General features: G+C 54.0%; 14 protein-coding genes and 1 pseudogene. 3 read left to right on the top strand and 12 right to left on the bottom strand.

The window, feature by feature from the left end; all coding sequences use genetic code 11:
* Window positions 1–62 precede the first annotated feature (62 nt).
* The 11 genes and pseudogenes from ACS5NO_RS06315 to ACS5NO_RS06365 form a co-directional block, all read right to left on the bottom strand.
* Window positions 63–2,882, bottom strand: coding sequence for a glycosyl hydrolase (locus tag ACS5NO_RS06315; RefSeq protein ID WP_439414338.1), 2,820 nt, complete (start codon window positions 2,880–2,882; stop codon window positions 63–65).
* A 125-nt stretch (window positions 2,883–3,007) separates the two neighbouring features.
* Window positions 3,008–4,654, bottom strand: coding sequence for a GH39 family glycosyl hydrolase (locus ACS5NO_RS06320; RefSeq protein ID WP_439414573.1), 1,647 nt, complete (start codon window positions 4,652–4,654; stop codon window positions 3,008–3,010).
* Between the two features lie 309 nt (window positions 4,655–4,963).
* A pseudogene (locus tag ACS5NO_RS06325) lies at window positions 4,964–5,413 on the bottom strand (polysaccharide deacetylase family protein); the annotation flags it as partial.
* Window positions 5,414–5,571: 158 nt separating this feature from the next.
* The gene (locus ACS5NO_RS06330; protein WP_439414339.1) at window positions 5,572–6,891 is read right to left on the bottom strand and encodes an MFS transporter; all 1,320 of its coding nucleotides are present in this window, start codon (window positions 6,889–6,891) and stop codon (window positions 5,572–5,574) included.
* Window positions 6,892–7,061: 170 nt separating this feature from the next.
* Entirely contained in the window at window positions 7,062–8,177 is a 1,116-nt protein-coding gene (locus tag ACS5NO_RS06335) for an ABC transporter permease (RefSeq protein ID WP_439414340.1), read from the bottom strand.
* Window positions 8,174–9,280 (bottom strand): ABC transporter permease, encoded by a 1,107-nt coding sequence (locus ACS5NO_RS06340; RefSeq protein ID WP_439414341.1) that lies wholly within the window; start codon window positions 9,278–9,280, stop codon window positions 8,174–8,176. The genes ACS5NO_RS06335 and ACS5NO_RS06340 overlap by 4 nt, the downstream gene beginning before the upstream one ends.
* Window positions 9,281–9,401: 121 nt before the next feature.
* On the bottom strand, window positions 9,402–10,136 hold the full coding sequence (locus ACS5NO_RS06345) for an ABC transporter ATP-binding protein (protein WP_439414342.1): 735 nt from the start codon (window positions 10,134–10,136) through the stop codon (window positions 9,402–9,404).
* A gap of 5 nt (window positions 10,137–10,141) precedes the next feature.
* The gene (locus tag ACS5NO_RS06350; RefSeq protein WP_439414343.1) at window positions 10,142–11,065 is read right to left on the bottom strand and encodes an ABC transporter ATP-binding protein; all 924 of its coding nucleotides are present in this window, start codon (window positions 11,063–11,065) and stop codon (window positions 10,142–10,144) included.
* A 105-nt stretch (window positions 11,066–11,170) separates the two neighbouring features.
* The gene (locus tag ACS5NO_RS06355; protein ID WP_439414344.1) at window positions 11,171–12,100 is read right to left on the bottom strand and encodes an HlyD family secretion protein; all 930 of its coding nucleotides are present in this window, start codon (window positions 12,098–12,100) and stop codon (window positions 11,171–11,173) included.
* Between the two features lie 20 nt (window positions 12,101–12,120).
* Window positions 12,121–13,386 (bottom strand): TolC family protein, encoded by a 1,266-nt coding sequence (locus tag ACS5NO_RS06360; RefSeq protein ID WP_439414345.1) that lies wholly within the window; start codon window positions 13,384–13,386, stop codon window positions 12,121–12,123.
* A 69-nt stretch (window positions 13,387–13,455) separates the two neighbouring features.
* A complete protein-coding gene (locus tag ACS5NO_RS06365; RefSeq protein ID WP_439414346.1) occupies window positions 13,456–14,073 on the bottom strand; it encodes a TetR/AcrR family transcriptional regulator in 618 nt (205 codons plus the stop codon).
* Between the two features lie 264 nt (window positions 14,074–14,337).
* Between ACS5NO_RS06365 and ACS5NO_RS06370 the strand changes: the two genes are divergently transcribed.
* Entirely contained in the window at window positions 14,338–18,399 is a 4,062-nt protein-coding gene (locus ACS5NO_RS06370; RefSeq protein WP_439414347.1) for a hybrid sensor histidine kinase/response regulator transcription factor, read from the top strand.
* 194 nt (window positions 18,400–18,593) lie between these two features.
* Here the strand turns inward: ACS5NO_RS06370 and ACS5NO_RS06375 are convergent, their stop codons facing one another.
* Window positions 18,594–20,495: a glycoside hydrolase family 88 protein gene (locus ACS5NO_RS06375; protein ID WP_439414348.1), complete on the bottom strand. Its 1,902-nt coding sequence runs from the start codon at window positions 20,493–20,495 to the stop codon at window positions 18,594–18,596.
* A gap of 212 nt (window positions 20,496–20,707) precedes the next feature.
* Here ACS5NO_RS06375 and ACS5NO_RS06380 point away from each other — a divergent pair, with 212 nt between their 5' ends.
* Both ACS5NO_RS06380 and rhaM read left to right on the top strand, forming a co-directional pair.
* Window positions 20,708–23,371 carry a cation-translocating P-type ATPase gene (locus ACS5NO_RS06380; protein WP_439414349.1) on the top strand — a complete coding sequence of 888 codons (2,664 nt, stop codon included), beginning with the start codon at window positions 20,708–20,710 and terminating at the stop codon, window positions 23,369–23,371.
* An 84-nt stretch (window positions 23,372–23,455) separates the two neighbouring features.
* Window positions 23,456–23,770 carry an L-rhamnose mutarotase gene (rhaM, locus tag ACS5NO_RS06385; protein ID WP_439414350.1) on the top strand — a complete coding sequence of 105 codons (315 nt, stop codon included), beginning with the start codon at window positions 23,456–23,458 and terminating at the stop codon, window positions 23,768–23,770.
* Window positions 23,771–23,857: the final 87 nt, after the last annotated feature.

Below are 23,857 nucleotides of genomic sequence, written 5' to 3' on the forward strand. Positions count from 1 at the left end.
ATTGAATAAACGAATGGTCTGGCCGGTGGTCTCGGGGAAATAGGATTGATCAGAGGTTAATCCTATTTCCCCGAAACTACGGGGGTCAACGTCACCGGACCGAGCAAGCCGGATGCCAGCGGTTTCCATTTTTCAGCGGTAAAATTGCCATCCGCCCCCCGGTTTTCGCGCAGCCGGGCCGACATGTTGATGTTGTAAAATTTCTTCCAGTTAATGTGCCCCCGGTCCATGTCAGCAATCCGGTTCGCCATGCTGTTCGACACAAAAACCGTCAGGGTATTGGTCGGTTTCAGTTGGTCTTTGGGAATAAAAAGCTGATACGTCGGGCCAATCAACGTTCCGATTTCTTTGCCATTCAACTGAACACGAGCACTTTCGGCCACTTTTCCCAGATCGAGCAACCAGCCATCACCGGTTCCTTCCGGTTTCGGAAAAGAAACCGTGTAGGTGGCTGTTCCCGAAAACTTCTTGACGTCGTCGCCCTCCAGTTCCGTCCATGAAGCCAGTTGATCGGTTTCTTTTTTGGTGGGCAACTGGGGCCCTCCATCAACGAAATTGATCGCCCAGGTTCCCTTGATTTCAGTCCCGGCGGCTGACGGTTTCAGATACGCATACGCCGGACCACTGACGGCCGTTCGCGACGTTTCCAGAATGCAGGACTCGCCGGGCGCCAGTTGCAGATACACCTCCCCAACTCCGCCGGTGGTCCGAAACCGGGCCAGTCCCAGCTTCTCCGTCATCGGGTTATACAACGCTACCGACTTCGCAACCACACTGATCGGCACCCAGCCGTCTACAGCCTTGTTGCCCCAGTTGGCAATGAAATAATAGTTGCCATTGGCGTGGCTCCGGCGCACGACCTGTAGTCCGGTATCGACCATTTTCTCGCGCTTGACACCCGCAGCCGTCAGCATAGCCTCCAGATCACTCGCCACCCAGAACGCGCCTTTCCCGACCCGCGCTTTCTGCACGCCATCCTCGGCATCCTCGAAGTTAATCGACGTAATCAGCGCATTAAACGCGTTCTGGCGAATGGCCAGTTTGCCCCAACCGGGAACATCCTGCGGCAATTCGTTGGCAAAAACCACCTTCGCCCCACTTTGCGCCAGCTTCATCAACTGCTGCAGCGTCTCCAGCGGAATCAGTTGCGCTTCGGGAACCAGAATCGTCTGGTACATTACACCGCCCGTTTGCAATTTCCCGCCAATGGCCGTTACCTTCATCAGTTGTTTGTCCGATATAAAGTCAAAACCGTAGCCTTTTTTTAGGAGTGCCTCGGCGTGTTTCTCCACCGGCAAGCCTTTAAAACCGTGTTCGATGCCGTCGAAATGTTGCAGCAGTTCCCGGGCGGGGCGGGCAAAGGCATCGTAGATCGGCAGGTACACCAGCACGTCGTTATTGGGCTTTCCGGCTTGCAGAAACGACTGGCAACGAGCCACATACTGGTTCAGCTTCCCAAAATCAGCCCAGAAGGAATTGTTCGGATTGAAATGCACGGCGGCATAAAACAGCCAGCCGGGCCAGGCAGCTTCCTGCGGGGAATAGTTGGTGCCGTGGTAAAAGGTGTGGTTCACCCCGCCGAGCAGAAACCGGTCCATGTCCTTTTTAATGTCGCTGAGTTTCGACAGGAAATGTTCGTTATCCCAGGTCGCCGACTCCGACGAGGTCAGTTTTTTGCCCGTCACGTTAGCCGCCGACGACGCAAATTTGATGCGCAGCATCTCCGTGCCTTCGATTTCGGGAATGTCGGTGATGGCATACAAGTCCAGAATGTTCGCGGGCGAACCGTGCGCCTGGTTCCGGATGATTTTGCCTTTCCCTTTGGCCCAATCGCTCCAGGTTTTTGTGTAATTTTCGAGCAGCAGTTCCGAAATGGTTTCCCGGTAATCGGTCAGCACGCGCTGGTAACGGTCATTTTTTCCTTTTGCAAAGAAGGACACCAGTTGGTGCCGCAGGTCGTAACCGCGCCGTTTCACAAACTCATTGAACAAGGCCGGGGTCCAGTTGCTTTCGCCCTGGGCGTCGTCCACCTCATACGAATCGTTGAAAAACGCCCGGATGTTTTTCAGGTCGTGTCCTTTAAAAGCCGTGTCGAATCTTTTGAGGTAATTCTGCGTGGCGGTTTTGGAAAAGTGATCGATGACGTCACCCTCGCCCCCCGGTCCGGCCCGCTCCACCATCTTGCCGTGCCAGCCCTGAAAAACCGCATACAGAATCCAGGTGCCCTCCGGTGCCGTCCAGTTCAGTTTCCCCGTACTGTCGACGCTCGTGGTCAGGTTGATGACCCGGCCGTTGTCCGAATACGCCATCATCGTGACCAGCGGCAACGGTTTTTCAAACCGCACCTGATCGAACGCATGACGTTGCAGGTTCGGATTTTTCGCAATCGGTTCGACTACTTCTTTGATGTCGATTTTCTCGCCCACCGTCCGCATGATCGGCTTCTGGATGTACGTAACGGGCTCAGTGAGGGTTTCGCCACTTTTCAGCGTGAACGTCTTGTGAACGACGTACTTACAGGCATCTTCCGGGCTCACCCACGGACCGCCAAACGGCCAGCCCGACGCCTGCGCCAGATCGACCCCCAGGCCAATCCGATTGGCTTCTTTCAGGGTATGATCCAGCATCGACATCCACTTCGGCGACAAAAAGTCGATGAACTGCTTTTCCTCGCCTTTGACCCCGTAAATGGGGGTAATTTCGACCCCGCCTAAACCGGCTTTCTGGTATTGGGTCATCAGGTTCGTGAGGTCTTTCGGGTTCACCGCGCTCCCCATCCACCACCACCGGGTCCAGGGTTTGGCCTGTTGCGTGATGGCTGGCCAGCGGGGTTGGGCAAGAAGGGCGTTGCTGAGAAGAAGTAAAAAAAGTAATTTTTTCATGTGTTTTAAAGGATTATTTCGCGGAGTTGAGCGGAGGAAGAGGAGCTAAGCGGAGATTATAATTAATTCTCTCCGCTTAGCTCCTCTTCCTCCGCTCAACTCCGCGAAATAACTTCAATTTCTCTTTACCACGTCAGTTTATACAACGAAATCCCCTGCCTCGGCAGGTCGGTTTTCAGCCGGACGGTGCCGTTGGTAACCGCCACCTGCGCCGGCGCTTCGAATTGGGCCAGCTTCCCGGCTTTTTCCAGCGTCGCAACCTGCTCCGCCGTCGGTTGCTTTGGCGAACCCATTTTTAGCCAGACGGCGTAGGAATTGCTGTGGTTTTCGTCGATCCGGTACTGCGTCACCGTCACCTGCTGGGTTGGTAAGCCTTTGATAGTCAGATCGACCGGCGAAGCGGCCGAAGGGACGTTGTCGTCGTGGTAGTTCCAGACCATCACAGCCGCCGTGTTCGAAGCCGTATCGCGGGTTGCCAGCGCATTGACATCCGGTTCGGTCCGCCGAACGCTGGAGTCCCGAATCGCCATCGTGTGGTAGGCCAGGTTACCACTAACCTCTACCCGGTTTCCGCGCATCATGCCGTACATCCGAAACACGTTCAGCACCGGTTTATCGACGCCATTGGTCGCCAGATCGCGAAAACCGTAGAACCAGGGCTGGCCTTCAAATTCAAACGACCAGGAAACCGCGCCTTTGAAATTCACCTGGTGCGCATCTGCCAGTTCGTATTTCCGGGCAAACGCGGCTGCCGTGTAGCTCGAATACATCGTACCGTTGCGGTAGGCGTTCTCCGGGTTGGTTTGCATCCCGCAAGCCGCACAGCCTTCCGGGTCAGACTCGCCAATGATGATCGGTAGCTTGCTGAATTCGGGATACGAAGCCACAATCTGAAAACCGCTGGAAATGTCGCGCAGTTGGGTTCCCAGATTCATCCGAACGTGTCCGTCGACCAGTTTGGGCGACCCTTTCGCGTGGAAAGCCACAAAATCGAGGGGAGTGCCGGTTTTGCCGGTGACGTAATTTTTCCCGCTCCGACAGTGTTCCAGAAACGCTTTCAGGAAAGTCGCACCCCGTTTTCCCTGCGGCCCCGTCACGTGCGGCCCACCGACTTTGGCCGTGGGCAAGGCCCGCCGAACGGCGTCTACGGAATAGTCATACAGTTTGTTGTAGTCATCGACCGTGCCGCCCCAGTACGGACTGTCGGGTTCGTTCCAGAGTTCCCAATACCAGCTTTCGACTTCTTTTTTGCCGTACCGCTTCACCGAATGCCGGACCCACTGGTAGATCAATTCGCCCCATTTCCGGTAATCTTTTGGTGGATACCGCCAGCCGGTGTAAATCTTGTCGTAGGGTTGTCCGGGTTGCCAGTCGTGGCCGTATGGTTGCGGTTTGGAGGATAATGCTTCCGGCATGAAACCCATCTGCGCCATCGGTTTCATCTTCCGCTCGACATACGTATCGAAAATCTTGTCGACAATCGTCCAGTCATACACCGGTTTTCCTTTGGCATCTTCCGTGTAGGCGTTGGTCGATCCCCATTTCAGGGCCGGTTTTCCGTCGCCGGTCACCAGCAGGCTGTGCGCGCGGACATACACCGGAACCGGACTCAACTCGGCCAGTTCAGACAGCAGTTTTTTGCCGTCTTTCATGTACGTGTAATTCGGCTCGTCGTAACCAAACCACGCCCAGACGGGTTCCATTTTGCCTTTTTTCTTATTCAGATCCACCTGAATCGAAACCGGGGGCGGGGGCGTCGGAATGACCCGCAGCGCTTCTTTGTAATCGACGTATTGCGCCAGATCCCGCAGCGCAATGACCTTGTAATTGTTGTCGTGCAGGTATTTCAGGTAGGCTTCAAAAATAGCCGGGGGCGTCGTCACCCAGTCGTGCGCGTAGTCGGGAACACCGTGGATCGTCAGCACGACAACCTTGCCGTTTTTTGCTTCCTGAAAGGCCTTGAAAATCCGCTCTTTGTCGAAATTGTTGGGTTCGGTGGTGCTGAAACTCGGAATCAGATACGGATAATCAGTCGTCGGATCATAAGCCCGTGCCCCGCCAACCCGTGCAAACTGGTAGTTTTTTTCTTTCAGAACCTCAAACGCAACCGGGTTGGTGCCGTAGCCGGGATACGCAAACGTGGTGAGTGGCCGGTCAATGCCATACGTTTTGCAACGCGCTTCGAGGGAGTCGAGCTGCGCCGTAAACTGTGCTTTCGACAGTTTCGCCACGTTGCTGTGCGTCAGCGTATGATTGGCAATTTCAAATCCCATGCGGTCCAGTTCCCGCATCTGCTCCCAGCTCATGTATTTCTGCTTATCGGCAAAGTCGGGCGGGAATTCGCAGACGTAGAACGTACCGCCAAAACCGTATTTCTTCAACAGCGGAGCCACCACCGTCGCGTGGGTGACGGGGGCATCGTCAAACGTCAAAACCACAAGCTTATCCGGAATCGGTTTGCGGACAATTTGCGCTTCAACGCCAGTCAAGAAACTGATGATCAGAAAAATGACAATACCGATTCGGTTCATCTGAAAACAAGAAGAGAGGATTGGTTCGGTTTTCAGTTTACGGTATTCGGTTTACGGTTTACAGTTTACGGTTTACGGTGGCTGACGCATGCTGGCTCAAGAAGCCTAATGCGTCAGCCACCGTAAACCGTAAACCGTAAACCGTAAACCGTAAACCATCAGGCTACCGGCGCACTTGAACTGGAGAGTTCGATCAGTTTATAGCGTGGAACCAGCAGGTGCATGATCAGCCAGGCCAGCAGGTACCCAAAACCGCAGATCAGGAACATGATGTAATAGCCCGTTTCCAGGTGCCCGAGTGCCTTGTAATGATCGAACAGTTTTCCCGCCAGTTTCGAAAAGGCCATGCCGCCCAAACCACCCGCCATACCGCCAATCCCGATGACAGAGGCCACGGCTTTTTTAGGAAACATGTCCGAAACCGTCGTAAAAATGTTGGCACTCCAGGCCTGGTGGGCCGAGGTAGCAAACCCTATACTCAAAACCGCCAGCCAAAGGCCCATACTGCCCAGATACTGGATAAAAACCGCCGGAATGGCACAAAGGGCATAAATGAACATGGACGTTTTCCGCGCCCGAAACACCGGAAATCCTTTTTTAATTAGATTCAGGGGCAACCAGCCGCCAAAAATACTGCCGACACTGGCAATCGTGTAGACCACGGCCACCGGCAGCGATGCGGCACTGCCTTCCAGTCCGTACTCGGCTTTCAGGAAGGCGGGCAACCAGAACAGGTAAAACCACCAGATGGGGTCGGTGAGCATTTTCCCGATCACGAATGCCCAGGTTTGGCGGAACGTCAGGAGTTTAAACCAGGAGACTTTTTCGGTCGAAGTTTGATCTTCCGTTTGCTCATCCTGATCGCTGTTGATGTACGCCAGTTCTTCCGGGGTGACTTTCTTGTGCTTCGCGGGCGTATCGTATATGGTAATCCACAGGATCAACCACAGAAACCCAATCGCACCGGTGATGATGAAGGCCCATTGCCAGCCCCAGAATTCGGCGATGAACGGCACGGAAAGGGGCGCCAGGATGGCACCAACGTTGGTACCGGAGTTGAAAATACCGGTGGCCAGCGCACGTTCTTTTTTGGGAAACCACTCGGCAATCGTTTTCACAGCCGCCGGGAAGTTACCGGATTCACTCAATCCCAAACCGGCCCGGGCAATGCCAAAGCCGAAGGTTGTTTTGGCAAAAGCAGTTAACACACCCACAATACTCCAGGCGGTTAGCGAAATGGTATAGCCTATCTTGGTTCCGAATTTATCGATCAGACTTCCTGCACCCAGCATCCCAAAGGCGTAGGCGAGCTGGAAAACCACCACCAAATCTGCGTAGTCTGATTCCGACCAGTTAAAATCTTTTTCCAGGTCGCCTTTCAGCAAACTGATGACAACCCGATCCAGGTAATTAATCGTTGTTGCAAAAAACACCAGAGCACAAATCGTCCAGCGGTACCTTCCAATGGCTTTATTCATGAGAAAAAAGAGTAGAATTCAGGTACAGAAAGCAGGCGGTGGTGGTTATCTACTTTGAAAAGTTGTTACACAGAGTTAATCGGAGAAAAAGGGAGTTTATCCGAGAAATTGTTCTATAACTCTGATAAACTCCCCTTTCTCTGATTAACTCTGTGTAACAACAGTGCGTCTCACACCGTTTTTCGATACCGCCACGACGCCAGCAGCAACAGCCCGACGGCCATGCCCGCCAACACGAAAAACTGACGGCTGACATCGGCGAAGGTGCTGCCTTTCAGCATGACGTTCCGGCCCACTTCAATGATGTATTTCAGCGGGTTAAGCCAATTGAGCCACTGCGCCCAGACCGGCATATTCTCGGTCGACGCAAACAAACCGCTCAAGAGAATGAAGAGTACCAACAGGAAAAACGAGACGAACAATGCCTGTTGCTGGTTTTCGGCCAGGGTGGAAATCAGCAGGCCCAGCCCCACGCACAAAATCAGAAAAAGAAGGGCAAAAACGTACATCAACGCAACACTGCCTTCGATCCGGATCTGAAATAAAAATCGCCCCAGCAGCAAACCGACCGTGAATAAACCCAGCCCGACGATCACGAACGGAATCGATTTTCCCAGAATAAACTCGTGCTTGCGGATGGGCGTTACGTTTAACTGCTCCATCGTCCCGATTTCCTTTTCCCGCACGATGTTGAGGGCCGACACCAACCCGCCCACCAGCAACAGGAGTTCGAACAGAACACCCGGCACCATGAACGTTTTGTATTCCAGTTTTGGGTTGTACCAGTACTGATTTTCAATGGATAATGCCTGATCTGTTCCAGGTGAAATCACCTTCGTTTCAGCCAAAAGATCAGCACTGAAATCCCGGATGATGGCCGTCGAGTAGCCGTTGGCAATGCCGGCTTTGGAACCGTCGATGGCGTTGAGCAGCAACTGAACGGAGGCATTTCCTGCCTTTGCCAGATCGCGCTCAAAATGGGGCGGAATGACAAGAACCAGGTCGGCATCACCCGCCAGCAGCGTTTGCCGGGCCTGTTTGTCCGATGGTAAATAACCGGTCAGCTTAAAATTATCGAGATGCCGGAATTTGCCGACGAGCCGCTGCGAATACGTCGTATGATCGCCGTCGACTACGGCGATGTTCAGGTTTTTTACCTCGTAATTGGCCGCGTACGACAGCAGGATCAACTGCATGATCGGGGTAAAAACCATCATCCGGAGCAACACCGGATTCCGGCGAAGCTGGCGGATTTCCTTTTCAACCATATACCAAATCCGGTTCATGACAGTCGGGTTTTTAAGTTACGTAAGCTCAGGCCCATGAATAAAACCGACATCCCGACCAGCACCAGCGTGGGTTGCCAGAGATACCGAAAACCGGCACCTTTGATCATGATTCCTTTCACGATGTTGATGAAATATTTCGCCGGAATGAGGTTGGAAACGATCTGAAGCGGTTTGGGCATACTTTCGATCGGAAACATAAAGCCTGACAGAAAAATGGTCGGCAGCAACAGCGCCATCAGCGACGCAAACATGGCAACCAATTGGGTGTCAACGATCGACGAGATAAAAATACCGATCGATAACGACAGAAAGATGAACAGCAATGTTTCGGACAATAACAGCAAAAGACTGCCATTCAGCGGCACTTTCAGGACAAAAACGCCGAGTGCGATGATGATGCAGCCGTTCAGAAATGATAACAACAGATACGGCACGACCTTCCCCAGCAAAATCTGTCCCTGACTCAGTGGCGATACCATCAGCACTTCCAGCGTCCCGGTTTCACGTTCGCGGGCAATGGTAACGGAGGTCATCAGGGCCGACACCAGCAGCAAAACCATCGCCATCACGCCCGGCACAAACACAAACGCGCCCTTCAGTTCGGGGTTGAACACCATGCGACTGCGGACGTCGATGGTCAACGGCGGCTGAATGGTCGGGTTGAGGTCTGTGGTGTAATCGCGGATGATCGCCGTGGCATAATTGGTCAGGCTAATGGCAGTATTTTGCTCGGTGGCGTCGGCCAGCAATTGAATTTGGGTGTTGCGACCGTGTTCGTAGTTTTCCGTAAAACCGGCCGGAAAAACCACCGCCAGTTTGATCGTCCCTTTCCGAAACGCCCGTTCGATGTCGTCGTTCGAGCGCAGGTTTTCCCGCAACTGAAAATACCCGGAAGCCAGTAACTTGTTGGTAATCTGCTGCGAATGCGGGCTTCTGTCGTTGTCGAGAATCGCAATGCCGGCGTTTTTGATTTCGTTTGTGAGCGCGAATCCAAACAGCAGCACCTGCACGAGGGGCAACCCGAACAGGATCAACAGCGTCCGCCGGTCGCGCAGGATGTGGAAGAATTCTTTTTTGACAAATGCAGTGAAGCGGTTCATATGGTGTAGTTTTCGGTTTACGGTTTACCGTTTTCGGTAGGCTGACGCTTTCTTGATTGTATACGTCAGCCAGCACGCGTCAGCCTACCGAAAACGGTAAACCGAATACCGTAAACCGGTATCATTTCGTTGACGTTCCTCTCGCTAAAATCTGGAAAACCGCATCCATTGAATCCACGTTGTAGGCGGTTTTCAAACCCATTGGCGTGTCCAGGGCTTTCATTTTCCCGTCCACCATGATCGACACGCGGTTGCAGTACTCGGCTTCGTCCATGTAGTGCGTGGTGACAAAAACCGTCGTGCCGCCGTGGGCGGCTTCGTAGATCAAATCCCAGAACTGTCGGCGGGTGATGGGGTCGACCCCACCGGTCGGTTCGTCTAAAAACACAATTTTGGGTTCGTGAATCAGCGCCACCGAAAAGGCCAGTTTCTGCTTCCAGCCCAGCGGCAGCGACGCCACGAGCGAATCGCCAACGGATTCAATACCCAGTTTTTGCAAAATCTGGTCGGTTTTCACCAGAATGTCCGCCCGGCGTAAACCGTAGATACCGCCGTAAAACCGGATGTTTTCGCGAACCGTCAAATCTTCGTAGAGTGAAAACCGCTGACTCATGTAGCCGATGTTTTGCTTGATCTTTTCAGACTGGCGATAGACATCAAAACCGGCTACGGTAGCTTCGCCCGACGATGGTTTCAACAAACCGCAGAGCATCCGCATCGCCGTGGTTTTCCCGGCCCCGTTCGCGCCCAGAAAGCCAAAAATTTCACCCTGTGCCACATCGAAGGTGATCGCGTCGGTCGCAATGAAACCGCCGAATTTTTTGGTCAACTGGTGGGTATGAACTGCTTTTTCCATGATTATCAGTTTGTTACTTCCGGTTGGGTCATCAACGCCATAAACGTGTCTTCGATACCCGGTTGAATAGGTTGGATTTCAATATTCCGATGGTTATTGTCCAGCAGATACCGGCCAATCTGCTCGTCAGTTACCCGTTCCGAACGAACCGTCAGGTGCAGAAACTCGCCAAACGCATAGCAGGATTCCGTAAACGGAGCCAGCCGCAGATCTTGAATGAGTTGATACGTATCGGCTGCCCGAACGGCGTACAGCGGTTTGGTAAACCGGTTCGTAATTGCCGACGGCGTATCGACCGCCAGCACGGTTCCGGTCTGCATAAAGGCCACCCGGTCGCAGCGGCTGGCTTCGTCCATGTAGGGCGTAGAAACCAGCGTCGTCAGTCCGCGTTCGTTGAGTTTGCGGAGCATATCCCAGAATTCCTTGCGGGAAACCGCATCGACACCGGTGGTCGGTTCGTCCAGAAACAGCACTTCGGGCTTGTGAATCAGGGCACAACACAGGGCCAGTTTCTGTTTCATCCCCCCGGACAGTTGCCCGGCCCGACGGTCTTTGAACGGTTCCAGTTGCGAATAAATCTCCTGAATCAGGGGATAGTTTTCCCGGATAGTGGTTCCGAAAACCGTTGCAAAAAACGACAGATTTTCCTGCACGCTTAAGTCGGGATACAGCGAAAACCGCCCCGGCATATACCCCACCAGTTGCCGCAAGGCTTTGTAGTCTTTGACCACATCATACCCCGCCACCGTTGCCCGGCCATGGTCGGGCAGCAACAGCGTCACCAGCATCTTGAAGAGCGTGGTTTTTCCGGCGCCATCCGGCCCGATTAGCCCGAACAGTTCGCCCGGCCGGATCGAAAGGGAAATGTCGGAAACCGCCGGAACGTCGCCGTACGATTTCGAGACGTTTTCAATGCTAATTGCATCCATAATTTAACTGTTTATGGTTTACAGTTTTCGGTGGCTGACGCGTTAGAATTTCTGTATCAGCGAAGAATGCGTCAGCTACCGTAAACTGTAAACCGAAAACCGACCTCATAACCGAATTTCCCCCGGCATCCCGATCTTCAGTCCGCCGTCGTTTTTTACCTTCACTTTCAGGGCGTACACCAGATTGACGCGTTCGTCTTTGGTCTGGATCACCTTGGGCGTAAACTCGGCTTTGCTCGAAATCCAGGTCACGGTTCCGGTGTATTCTTTGAACTGATCGTTCGGCGCATCGACCAGCACTTTCACCGGCTGACCGGTTTTGACCCGGACAAGTTGGTCGCCACTGATGTAAGCCCGGAGCGTGATCTGGTCCAGATCAGCCACTTTGTACAGCGGTTTTCCGTAAGCGGCCACCTCGCCGGTTTCGGCAAACTTGACGGTGACCGTACCCGCCGAGGGGTTCACAATCGTTGCTTTTTTGATCTGGTCGTCGATCTGCCGGATTTGCTCTTCCAAAGGGGCTTCCTCCGACAGCGTTCCGCTCCGCTGGGTCGTCAGGGCCGACTGCTGGGCCGCCCGCTGCTGGCGAATCAAGGCAATCTGTCGCTCGATGACGTCGATCTGGGCAACGATGTCATCCAGTTGTTTCGTCGGAGACGCTCCGGCGGCAATCAGGTTTTGGGTACGGATTTTCTCGCGCTGGAGCGTCTTCAGTTGCTGTTCCTGAACGGCAATCTGCTGTTCAAAAGGCGAAAGTTGCGCCGGAATGTTCGGGGAGCGACTGGAAACCGCCCGCCGACTGGCCAGCAACTGCGCTTTCCGAAGCTGGAGTTGAAGGGGATCGATCTGCCCGACGGTTTGTCCGGCTTTCAGCGTCTGGCCTTCCTCGACCGACAAGTGTTGCAACGCGCCGGTGGCTTCGGCGGAGATGATGGTTTCGACGGCTTCAAAATTGCCGTACGCGTCTGATTGCGGCTCGGATTTGCAACCCAGCATACCGATCAGAAAAGCGGAAGTAATTAGAATGGATTTCATGGAATGGCTGGTTTGTATGGTTAATTTCCGGTCAGCGTTCGGTACTGGATTTTCGCCAACAGCAGTTGTAATTCGTGGGTTTTCTGGTTCAACAGCGCCAGGCTTTCGGCGTTGAGTTCGGATGCATAATCGCGGGCGGCCAGGGTTCCGTTGTCGAGTTGTACGCTGGCGGTTTGCCGAATTTTCGAACGCAAGGCGCTGATTTTCTGGTCTTTCTCCAGCAGGGCGCCAATGCGGTCGATCTCGGTTTGCTGCTGCCGAAGTTGGAGCGACAGGTTCCGGTCGAACATCTTCTGCTGAACGCCGATCTGCTCCCGGTTGAGGGCCAAAACCGTCCGGTCGTTGCGAAGCGTGTAGGCCGACGACAGGTTCCAGCTCAACCGGATGCCACCGATAAAAAAGCCTCGAAAGTCGTTGTTGAGAAAGTTCAGTGCCGGTCGGCCCGCCCCGCCCTGGGCAAACGCGCTCAGCCGGGGTTGCAGGCGGTTGTTCATCAGCCGCAGTTGCGCATCGAGCAGCGTCCGTTGCGACTCAAAAAGTTTTTGCTCCGGGCGGTTCAGCGACAGATTTACCGGAACGGTTGGCGCTTCTTCCACCACCAGCCGCGTGCTGTCGGTAATCGTTAAACCGGTCAGCATGGCAAGTTGATCGCGCAGGCCCCGGCGGGTGGCCGCCAACTGAGCCAGTTGCTGTTCGGCGTTCAGCACTTCGGCGCGTAACACATCGACGTTCATCGTGGCAACCGTTCCATACTTTACGCCCGCTTCGGCTTTTACAATGCGGTTTTGCAATTCTGCCAGGCGGTTTCGGGTCAGCCGGGTGTTTTCGTCGGTTAAGAGACTGTTCAGGAAATAGGCGTTGACCTGCTCTTTCAACCGGTTTTGGTCGACGGCTACCTGTTGCATACTCACCGCCGTACCGGCCTGTTGCACCTGTTTCTGGAGCGTCGTCTGCTGGCCGTCGAACAAGGTGTAACTGACATCCGCCGTCAGCTTGTATTGGTCCTTGCTAAGTTGCGGAATCATTACGTTCGGCAATTCGATGGGCAGTTTAGTCACTTCCGATTGCCAGCTTGCCTGCCCGTTGACACCCACCTGCGGAAGCCGCCGGTTTTTGTCTAGATTCGCTACGGTCAGATCGCCGGTTTGCTGCACCAGTTCACGTTGGCGGCTCAACGGGTCGTTGGCCAGGGCAGCGGCATAGCCTTGTGCCAGCGTCACCACCGACTGCCCCCGGGCGGCCCCCGTCAGCAACACTCCCAATAAAAGTGCGGAGATCGATTTCATAAAAATTAGTTTAAAAATTCATTCTAAATTGTTTTTCTAAAAATGTTTTTAATAAAATATCAAAAAAAATCAGACGGGTTTCAGATACGCCATGATCGTCTCAAATACAATTACTTTTCGTTCTTCCAGGAAAGCCCTGTAGGCGGCATCGTCCATACCGCCAATGTAGAGAACAATCGGTTTTGCCATAAATGGAAATACCAGACTCCCCAACAGACTGACGATTAATTGCAGTGGTTTTACGTTCCGAATGGTCCCTTTTTCCCCTTCCAACTGCAACTGCCTGACAAAAGTAGATGATTGAATAATGTCTTTCGCTTTGAGCTTTTCGAAGATTTCGCTGCTATCTTTCTGTAATTCAGATAGTATGAAAACCGGCACGTGAGGGTTCGCACACAGAAAGTCCGTGTAGTTATCGACCACTTTCCAGATTTTTATTTCCAGTGGCACTTCTTCATTCAGGATGGACACGACTCTGCCTAAGAACGAACCCATCGTTTCCATGAAAATGCTCTGAAAAAGCTGTTCCTTGCCCCGGAAGTAATAATTCACCATCGCCATGGTCGTGCCGGATTCCTCGGCAATGTGACGCAGCTTCGCCCCGTCGAATCCGCGCTCCAGAAATACCTTCTTGGCGGCTTCCTTGATCTTCTGCTCCGTGTTTTGCTCGGTCTGTTTCGGTTTCATCGGCACAAAGGTAGGGATAGAATTGGTTTATTAAAAACTTTTTTAATAAATATTTTTAGTTGTGACACAGAGGTGATCAGAGGACATCAGAGAAAATTTTTGGTTAACACTGAAAAACCGCCGGGTGTCTCCGTTCGTGTAATAACCGGTCCAATCGGTTGTCGCTTGGGGCAAGTGAACTATATTTGAAGTATAAAGATAAGATCATAAGCTATACGACCCCTGCAGTCGTATTTACGAGTGACTAAACTGTCGACTTTTTGTATGATACGTCCGTGCTGGCTCATCCTTTTAGTCATACCGCTCCTGCGTTCCTACGCCCAGTCGAATCAACCCCTCCGAATTTCTGAAAAATCCCCGATCGCCAATCAATTTGAGCATCTGTCGGTAGAAGATGGCTTGTCCAATGACTTCATAACGGCTATTCTCCAGGATCGCGACGGTTTTATGTGGTTTGGAACGGGGGAGGGCCTCAACAAATACGACGGTTCTTCTTTTACGGTTTTTAAACCAGATCCCAGCCAGCCAGCCCGCAGCTTTCAGAATGGCTACATCATGGGCCTGTGCGAAGGCGACTCCACCCAGCTATGGGCGGTTACAAGGGGTGGTGGATTGCATGAAATCAACCGGAAAACGGGGGTCGTCATTCCGCATCCCATTCAGGCCAGCCAGGCCAACCGGTGGAATAACCAGCATTCCATCTTCATCGACCACCAGCGCATCATCTGGATCAGCGCCTATGCGGGTTTGGCTCGTTATGACCCGGCAAGGCACCATTTCACCCTCTATCCATCTCCCGTTGCCGATGTGCCGGTAATTACGGCTTTTGAAGACCGACAGCATCGTTTCTGGGTTGCCACCCACCAGGGATTGTACCGCTTCGACCGCCCGACCGGAAAATTCACTCCGGTGGTGGTTCAGGGATTGAAAGGTCCCCAGCCCTCCTTCCAATCGTTTTACCTCGATGAGAACGATGTGCTCTGGCTGGGTACGGCCTTGGCCGGCTACAGTCTGTTCAAGCTCGATCTGCGCAGCCAGCCGTGGAACCTGGTTCCCTACAACCCGCGCGGAGAACTTCATTCCTTCGTGTGGCGGAACACCATCCACCGGGATTCCACCGGGATGATCTGGATCGGAACCACCAGCGGTTTACAGGGAATCAACCCGGCCAGCGATCAGGTTTTTACGTACCAGTCTGACCCAAACCGGTATAAAGGGCTGGCCAGCAGTAGTATACAGGCTCTTTATCACGATCGGTCGGGTATGTTCTGGATCGGAACCAACAACGGGATCGACCGGCAGGCTGTGAACACCAAGCCCTTTTCCACCTACCAGGTAAAAGCCAATGAGAGGAGGGCCCATGTACCTGAAAACAGAGCATACGCCGTCTTCAAGGATACGCGCGGTCAGCTCTGGTTCAACAATTCACCCGGAATATACCGACTCTCCGCCGATCAACAACGGCTTGACCCCATACCGCCCGAAAAGCTGGGGGCCGTGGGAGACCACTACAACGAGGTGAGATCGTTCCTGCCCGACGGGAAAGACGGCATCTGGCTGGGATCGTACGATGGTTTATACCACTTCGATCAGACATCCGGACGGTTTACCGCATATCCGTCGGAAATGCCGGCCCAGTTTATTGCGGTTCAGCAAAAGGCGGGGAAACCACAGGGCGACGTCTGGATTGGGGGAGATGGCGGTTTTGCTTCTTTCAATGTCCGCACGCATCGATACACTTATTACCGCTATCAACCGGGGAAACCGGGTGGCATCCCCGACCGGTTTGTGTATGGGCTTCTGGTGAGCCAGAGCGGTGAGGTATGGATTCTGATCCACCGGTTGGGCCTGTGCCGACTGAATCCCAAAACGGGCCAGATAACCCGCTATTCGGCCGGCCCCAAAGGACACCTGAGCAGCAACGACGTTCGAACCATTTACGAAGATCCGAACGGAATCATCTGGATCGGCACCTACCTGGGCGGTTTAAACCGGTTCGACCCGAAGACCGGCCTGTTTTCGACGATCACCCACCAGGAAGGCATCCCCGGCAACACCATCGTCGGCATCACCGGAGATGCGTCGGGGCATCTCTGGCTCAGTACCAACGACGGTCTTTGCCGGGTCGATCCCCGCACCAAAGCCATTCGCAGCTACCAGGTTTCGGACGGCTTACCCAGCAACAACTTCAAGCAAAATGCCGTTTTTCGATCTGGAAATCAACTTATTTTCGGCAGTGAGAATGGCATTGTCCAGTTCGACCCCGACCAGATTCGCGATGATACGCGCCCCTTTCCGGTTTATGTTACCGGGCTGACGGTCATGGATAAACCCCGGAAAATCACCGGCAACGTTATTCATCTGCAACACGACGAGAACTTTTTGTCGATTGCCTTTGCTGCCCTGGCTTACGATCAGCCCCGGCAAAACCAGTATGCCTACCAACTCGTTGGAATCAACCCCGACTGGGTTCAGAACGGAAACCGCACCGTGGTCAATTTTACCAGTCTGCCACCGGGCCACTATACATTCCGGGTAAAGGCCGCCAACAGCAATGGGTTCTGGAGCCCGCACGAAGCCGCCATTCAGGTGATTGTCCAGCCGCCCTGGTGGGCCACCTGGTGGGCCTATGGATTGTATGGACTGGCGACTGCTGGAGCGATCTGGGGGTACATCCGGTTTTCTACCAGCCGGTTCCGGCAACGCCAGGAGTTTGAGCTGAATCGCCGGGAGGCCGAGCAGCTCAAGGCCGTCGACGAGCTGAAAACCCGTTTTTTTTCCAACATGACCCACGAGTTTCGAACTCCCCTGTCGCTGATCATCGCACCGGTAGAGAAGTTGCTCCAGGAAGGCCGGTTCGATGGGCCGATGCTCCGCCTGATCCACCAAAATGCCGAACAGCTCCTGCGACTGATCAACCAATTGCTGGATATTGCCAAACTGGAGGGGAATCACATGACGGTTTCGCCCGTGCAGGGCCAGGTCACCGACTTCATCCACCCGATCGTCACGGTATTCCAGCGGGCCGCCGAGCAAAAAGGCATCACCTTAACCGGTACGATGGATCACTTTCCCGCCCAGGCGCAGCTTTTCGACGCGGACAAGTGGGAGAAAATCCTGACCAATCTGCTCGCCAATGCCCTCAAATTTACCGGGGCTGGGGGAAGCATCACCCTAACCGTTGCGCCCGTTTGGGTAGCGGACGAAATGACCGGAGTTCAATTTCAACTGGTCGATTCGGGCATCGGCATGGCTCAACAACATATTCCGCACATTTTTAACCGGTTTTATCAGGCCGACACCTCCACTACCCGAACCCATGAAGGCACCGGCCTTGGGCTGGCGCTGGTTCATGAGTTGATTCAGTTACTGGGTGGCCACATTGCCGTGGAGAGTGAGGTAGGGGTAGGAACCCGTTTCAACTGGACGCTGCCTGTCAGCCCGGTCACCAACGTCGACCACCCCCGGGTCCGGGTGTCCGGTGCGCCATTGCCTGTTGCCGACCCACCGACACCACTTGATCATATTTCCGGTACGAGCCCGTCACCGGAGGAAAATACCGCTCCCCGTATTTTGATCGTGGAAGACAATCAGGAGTTGAGGGAGTTTCTGGTGGGTGAACTGACCGCTTCCTATCAGGTTTTACAGGCGGTCGACGGGCAGCAAGGGTGGGAGGTAACCCAGGCTGAACTGCCCGATATCGTTCTGACGGATGTGATGATGCCCCGACTGGATGGCCATGAATTGAGCCGGCTCATCAAAGGCCATGCGGATACCGATCATATTGCCGTCGTGATGCTGACGGCCAAAGCCGCCCAGCCGAGTCGGCTGCAGGGGCTACAGGAGGGAGCGGATGATTACCTAACCAAGCCCTTCAGCATGGCCGAGCTGCGTCTCCGGCTTCAGAACCTGCTCAGTCGCCAGCAACGGCTCCGTGAACGTTACCAGCAACAATTTTTGGCAACCGCCAGCGCCCCATCGGTGGAAGGGGAGGTCACGCACCCTTTGCTGGAACGGATTTATGACCTCATGGATGAGCGACTTGATGATCCGCAACTGAGTGTCGAGTGGCTGGCCGATCAACTTGCCATCAGCCGTCGTACGCTCCACCGGAAAGTAGTCAGCTTGACGCCCTGGGTTCCCAATGAACTCATCCGGCAGTATCGAATCCGGAAAGCGGCCCGCTTGCTCCAGGCGGGTCATACGGTTTCTGAGACGGCGGACCTGGTTGGTTTTAGCACTCCTTCTCATTTCGCCATGGTTTTCAAAGAAGTGTATCAGCAAACCCCCACCGAGTTTATGACCAGCTCGTCAAAAAGCCTCTGATGCCCTAATTTTTCGGCCTTTTCCGGGTAAATGTCCCCAATTTGACAGCATCTGTCCCCAATCCGACAGCCTGCCAGCCGGTAAAACAGCACTTTTGTCCTGTTGATAATGTGTGCTATCCACACCATTTTTTTAAACCCACCGTACCTTTTGGCCTGTGCTGCCCTTGCAAACGGCAGACCGTAAAGCCAACTTCACTTCCGTACCTGCTCAAGCAGCCACGCTCCCAATTCTTTACTCGCTTTGTAGTTTTCGTAAACCGTCGGAATGATCCTGCCATCGGTGTATTCATTGTAGAGCCAGGGGTCGCCGACGGCGAAAACTGTCCCCTTGCCCACTTTCGCCACCGCCATGATCACATCGCCCTCTTCCGAAACCAGTGCCTTGGCCGGAGCTTTCAGATCAAGCGTCGCCAGTTCCTTGATGTAAACCGCTTTCGTTTCCCTGAAAACCGGGTTATTGGCCGGGATCGTCACTTTGCCCTGCTCCCAGTTTTTGCCCTTCACCATGTTGCGGTTTTTATCGGTAAACCGGATGCCGAAGGTCTGCGCCAGTTCGTTGAAATGCTTCGTTTCGCAGTTGGCCGTGTCATTGGCCATCATCACCAGCACCCCACCGGCTTTCACCCACTCATTAATCGCCTTAATGTCAGCCGACTGAATGTAATTCGGTTTGGCGGTTTCTTTCGGAGAATCGGGGTCGACAATGATGTAAACGTCGATGCCTTTCAGCGATTCGGTGGTCGGCGCGGTCCGAACCGGGACGGTTTTAGCCCCCAGTTCGCGGAAGGTGTTGCCCCAGTGCCAGAAACCCGAGTGCATCCGGTCCTCCCAGGTGTAGTGAAACTGCTCGGTCTGGCCGAGTAAATCCTTGCGAAATTCGTGGTTGAAGTGGTAATCGACAGCCACGGTTTTTCCGGCACCAAGGGCCAGTTCCGGCGCGATTTCCATTTCCAGACTCGCCATGATGAACGGCCCGACGCCCTTCAGGTCGTTTTTGCGGATCGGTTCGCTCAGGTAATACTCGTAGCTGCCGTCGCGGTAGGGCGTCCCCCCCAAACCGCCCACGCTGACGGTGCCGTTGAGGTTGATGGCTCCGTTCGGTTCTTCTTCAATGAAATTTTTCAGAATTCCCTGATACCCTTTCTGCGCCGAAGCCAGAAACGACTTGTCCAGATAGCCCATCCGCACGGCTTTCGCCAGCGTATACACAAACATGCACGACGCCGAAGCCTCGATGTAATTGCCTTTCCGGGTTCCCTGCGTGGTCATCTGGTACCAGCAGCCGGTTTTGGGGTCCTGGTATTTTACCATCGGGGTTGCCAGCCGTTGCAGGTAGCTCACCAGATTGGCCCGTTGGGGGTGGTTGGTCGGGAAATAATCCAGCACATCGACCAGTGCCATGCCGTACCAGCCAATCGACCGACCCCAGAAGTGGGGCGACTGCCCGGTTTTCGGATCCGCCCATTTCTGCTCCCGGCTTTCGTCATAGCCGTGGTAGAGCAGCCCGGTTTTGCCATCGATCAGGTGTTTTTCGATCAGCGCAAACTGTTTGGCGATATCGTCGAAGTTTTCAGGTTGGTTGAATACCCGGCTGAATTCGGCGTAAAACGGCTCGGCCATGAACAACCCGTCGAGCCACATCTGGTTTGGATACCGGTTTTTATGCCAGAAACCGCCTTCTTTCGTGCGCGGTTGTTTCGCCAGTTGATCGCGTAACAAAAAAGCCGCTTTCTGAAATTTCTCCTTGCCCGGCAGCGACTGCTGGGCCAGCATCAACAGCACCCGCCCGGTCGTGACGTTATCGATGTTGAACTCGTCCATTTTGTAGGTACGGATGCTGCCGTCTTCGCGCACAAACTGGTTGATGTCGTTCAACGTATAGGTAAAGTATTTGCTGTCACCGGTGCGGTACCAAACCCGTTCGAAGGCTTTCAGAACCAGTCCCTGTTCATAATCCCAGCGGGCGGTTTTGTGGTTCCCAATCAGAATCGAATCCTTGTGCCACGTCATGAACGAATCCGCCATGCGCTGGGAATACGGTTTTTGCTGGGCGAAAGCGCAGGTAGTGAAGAGGATCAGAAATAGATATTTCATGGCATGTTTAAATTGAGTTGTATCGCAGAGTTAATCAGAGGACATCAGAGTTTAGCAGAGAAAGACTTTGATAAACTCTGATGTCCTCTGATTAACTCTGTGTAATAACTTAAAGTAAATTCTACGACTTTCTACCAATTCAAAGCAGTGTTAATTTGGCGGTTTCGCCGGAAAGTTGGTTATTACCTAAGCCTCATTTCCCTATCCACCTTATGTCTACGATTACAACGCCCGAACATCCGCATCAACTTCCCATCGAACAGTTGCTGCAGGATCTGAACGTCGATCCCAAAACCGGGCTGACGGCCGAAGAAGCCAAAAACCGCTACGACGAATTGGGTCCGAATGCGCTGCAGGAGGTCAAACGCGAAAGTGCTATCACCATTCTGCTGCGACAGTTTACCGGCGTCATTGTCTACATTCTGGCGGCAGCAGCCGGTATTTCGTTTTTTCTGGGCGAAACCGTCGAAGGCTTTGCCATCATTGCGGTTTTGCTCGTCAACGCCGTAACCGGTTTTTTGCTGGAATGGAACGCCCGGCAGTCGATGGATGCCCTGCGAAAAATGGACACCACGCCCGCGCGGGTGTTGCGCGACGGCCGCATCCGGGAAATTTCGTCGGAAGAAGTCACGCTCGGCGATATCCTGGTCGTCGAAGCCGGTGATCTGGTCGCTGCTGATGGCAACTTGTTTGAAGTCAGTCAGTTACAGATTGACGAATCGGCCCTCACCGGCGAATCGCTGCCCGTTGACAAAAATACGGAAATCCCGCCGGACGAATCACCCCTGGGCGACCAGCACAACCGCCTGTTCAAAGGAACGCCCGTGACGGCGGGCAACGGCCGGGCCATTGTCACAGGCATCGGGCAGCAAACGGAGTTGGGCAAAATTGCCACGATGGTGAAGGACGCCAAACGATCGGCCACACCGCTGGAAGCGAAGCTGGATTCGCTGGCGAAAGTGCTGATCTGGGTGACGGTGGCACTGGCCGCTCTGTTTCTGGTGGTTGGCCTGATCCGGAAAGAAGAACCGCTGCGGCTGATCGAAACCGCGCTGGCGCTGGCCATTGCGGCCATTCCGGAAGGCATGTCGGTGGTGGCTACCATTGCGCTGGCCTACGGCATGTTGCGGCTGGCGGAGAAGAAAGTAATCGTCAAACGGCTGTCGGCAGTCGAGACGCTGGGCGGAACCAACGTTATTTTTACGGACAAAACCGGCACGCTGACCCAAAACCGCATCGAGGTCAACACCCTCGAACTGCCGGATTTTCACGCCGAGATCCGGGCTGATGCCGAAGCTAAAAAACTGGAAGTGGTGGAGGGTGATCAGGCCGTCACGGAATCCGATGCCTACCAGCAGCTCATCCGCGTGGGCGTTTTGTGTAATAATGCGGATTATGATATCGTGAAGGGAAAGCCCAAGGAAGTGGGCGATCCGGTGGAAGTTTCGCTGCTGAAATTCGCGATTGCCGCCGGTCACAATCCCGACCGCATCATCCAGAATTTTCCACGCAAAGCCGAACAGGCTTTTAGCTCGGACACCCGGATTATGGGCACGCTCCACGCCCACGACGGCGGCTTTTTCGTGGCCGTGAAGGGCGCGGCTGAGGAAGTGCTGGAGCGCTGCCGGTCGCTCAACGAACAAGACCGCAAAGCCTATTACGACATTTCCGAGAAAATGGCCGTCGACGGGTTGCGAACGCTGGCGTTTGCGTTTCGGGAAACCCCCGAAAAACCAGGTGACGATTTTATTGACGGCGACCTGACGTATGTCGGCCTGATCGGTTTTCTCGATCCGCCCCGCACCGAAGTAACGCCCGCACTCAAAGCCTGCCGGGCCGCTGGCATCAAGGTCATCATGGTGACCGGCGATCACCCCGCAACCGCCCTCACGATTGCGTCCAAAGTGAACCTGATCGAACCCGGCGAAGAAATTGTCCTGACGGGCAAAGACCTCAAACCACTGGATCAACTGACGGAAGCCGACAAAAAGAAGCTGCTGGAGTGCCGGGTGTTTGCCCGCGTCAGCCCGGCCCAGAAGCTGGATATGATCGACCTGTATCAACAACAGGGCGATATTGTGGGCATGACCGGTGACGGCGTCAACGATGCGCCCGCGCTGAAAAAGTCGGACATCGGCATTGCGATGGGATTGCGCGGCACGCAGGTGGCCGCCGAAACCGCCGACATGGTGCTGAAAGACGACTCGTTTGCGTCCATCGTGGCCGCAATTGCCCAGGGGCGGGTCATTTTCGAGAACATCCGCAAGTTCGTCCTTTTTCTGCTGTCGTGTAATTTGAGCGAGATTTTTGTGGTGACGTTTGCGGGATTTCTGAACGTTGGCAATCCGCTGTTACCGTTGCAGATTCTGTTTATCAACATCGTCACCGACGTGTTCCCGGCTCTGGCGCTGGGCGTGGGTCGCGAGAATTCAAGCCTGATGCACCAGCCGCCCCGCGACCCGAAAACGCCGATTATGGACATCCGCGACTGGCGCATGGTGGTTTTTTACGCCCTGGCCATGACGGTTTCGGTGCTGGGAGCCTACCTGCTTGGCACGCGCGAACTGGGGCTGACGGCAAAGGAAGGCAACAACCTGACGTTCTACGCGCTGTCGTTTGCGCAATTGCTGCACGTTTTCAATCTGCGGTCCGGCCATTCGTTTTTTGTCAACGAGATTACGCGAAACCGGTATATTTGGTACGCCTTGCTGTTGTGTCTGGTGATTCTGGTTCTGACGTACTACGTGCCGTTTTTGAACCAGGTGCTCAGCATTCAGCCCATGACCAGCACCGAACTCTGGCTCATTGCCGCAGCCGGTCTGGCACCGGTGGTGTTGGTGCAGTTGGTCAAAGGAATAATGCGATTAGGCAAATAGCGTAAGGCAAACGAATCGATTTTGGTAATTCAAGTCAACCAGGGATGCGAACGCAAAACCAGGACTTTTCTAACCCCAATTACAATGCAGGAAGTTGCTTTTACCATGAAACTCAAACCCGGCGTGGAGGCTGAGTACCAACGCCGTCACGATGAAATCTGGCCGGAATTGTCGCAGGCACTGACCAATGCCGGTATCCGGGATTACTCCATTTTTCTTGATCGGTCGAGCGGGATTCTGTTCGGTGTGCAGAAGCGCGAGGAGAATCATACCGCCGATCAGTTGCCGGGTTTGCCCGTGATGAAACGCTGGTGGGCGTATATGGCCGATTTAATGGACACCAATCCGGACCAGTCGCCGGTGGCAATTCCATTGGAGCGGGTTTTTCATATGGATTGAAACCAAATTGTGGATCAAATTAAACCTGCTAATTATCCCTACGGGATCATTGACCCGTTCACGGAATGAAATTTGGGAAATTGGATC

The organism is Larkinella fluvii (genome assembly GCF_051857545.1).
Lineage (GTDB): Bacteria > Bacteroidota > Bacteroidia > Cytophagales > Spirosomataceae > Larkinella.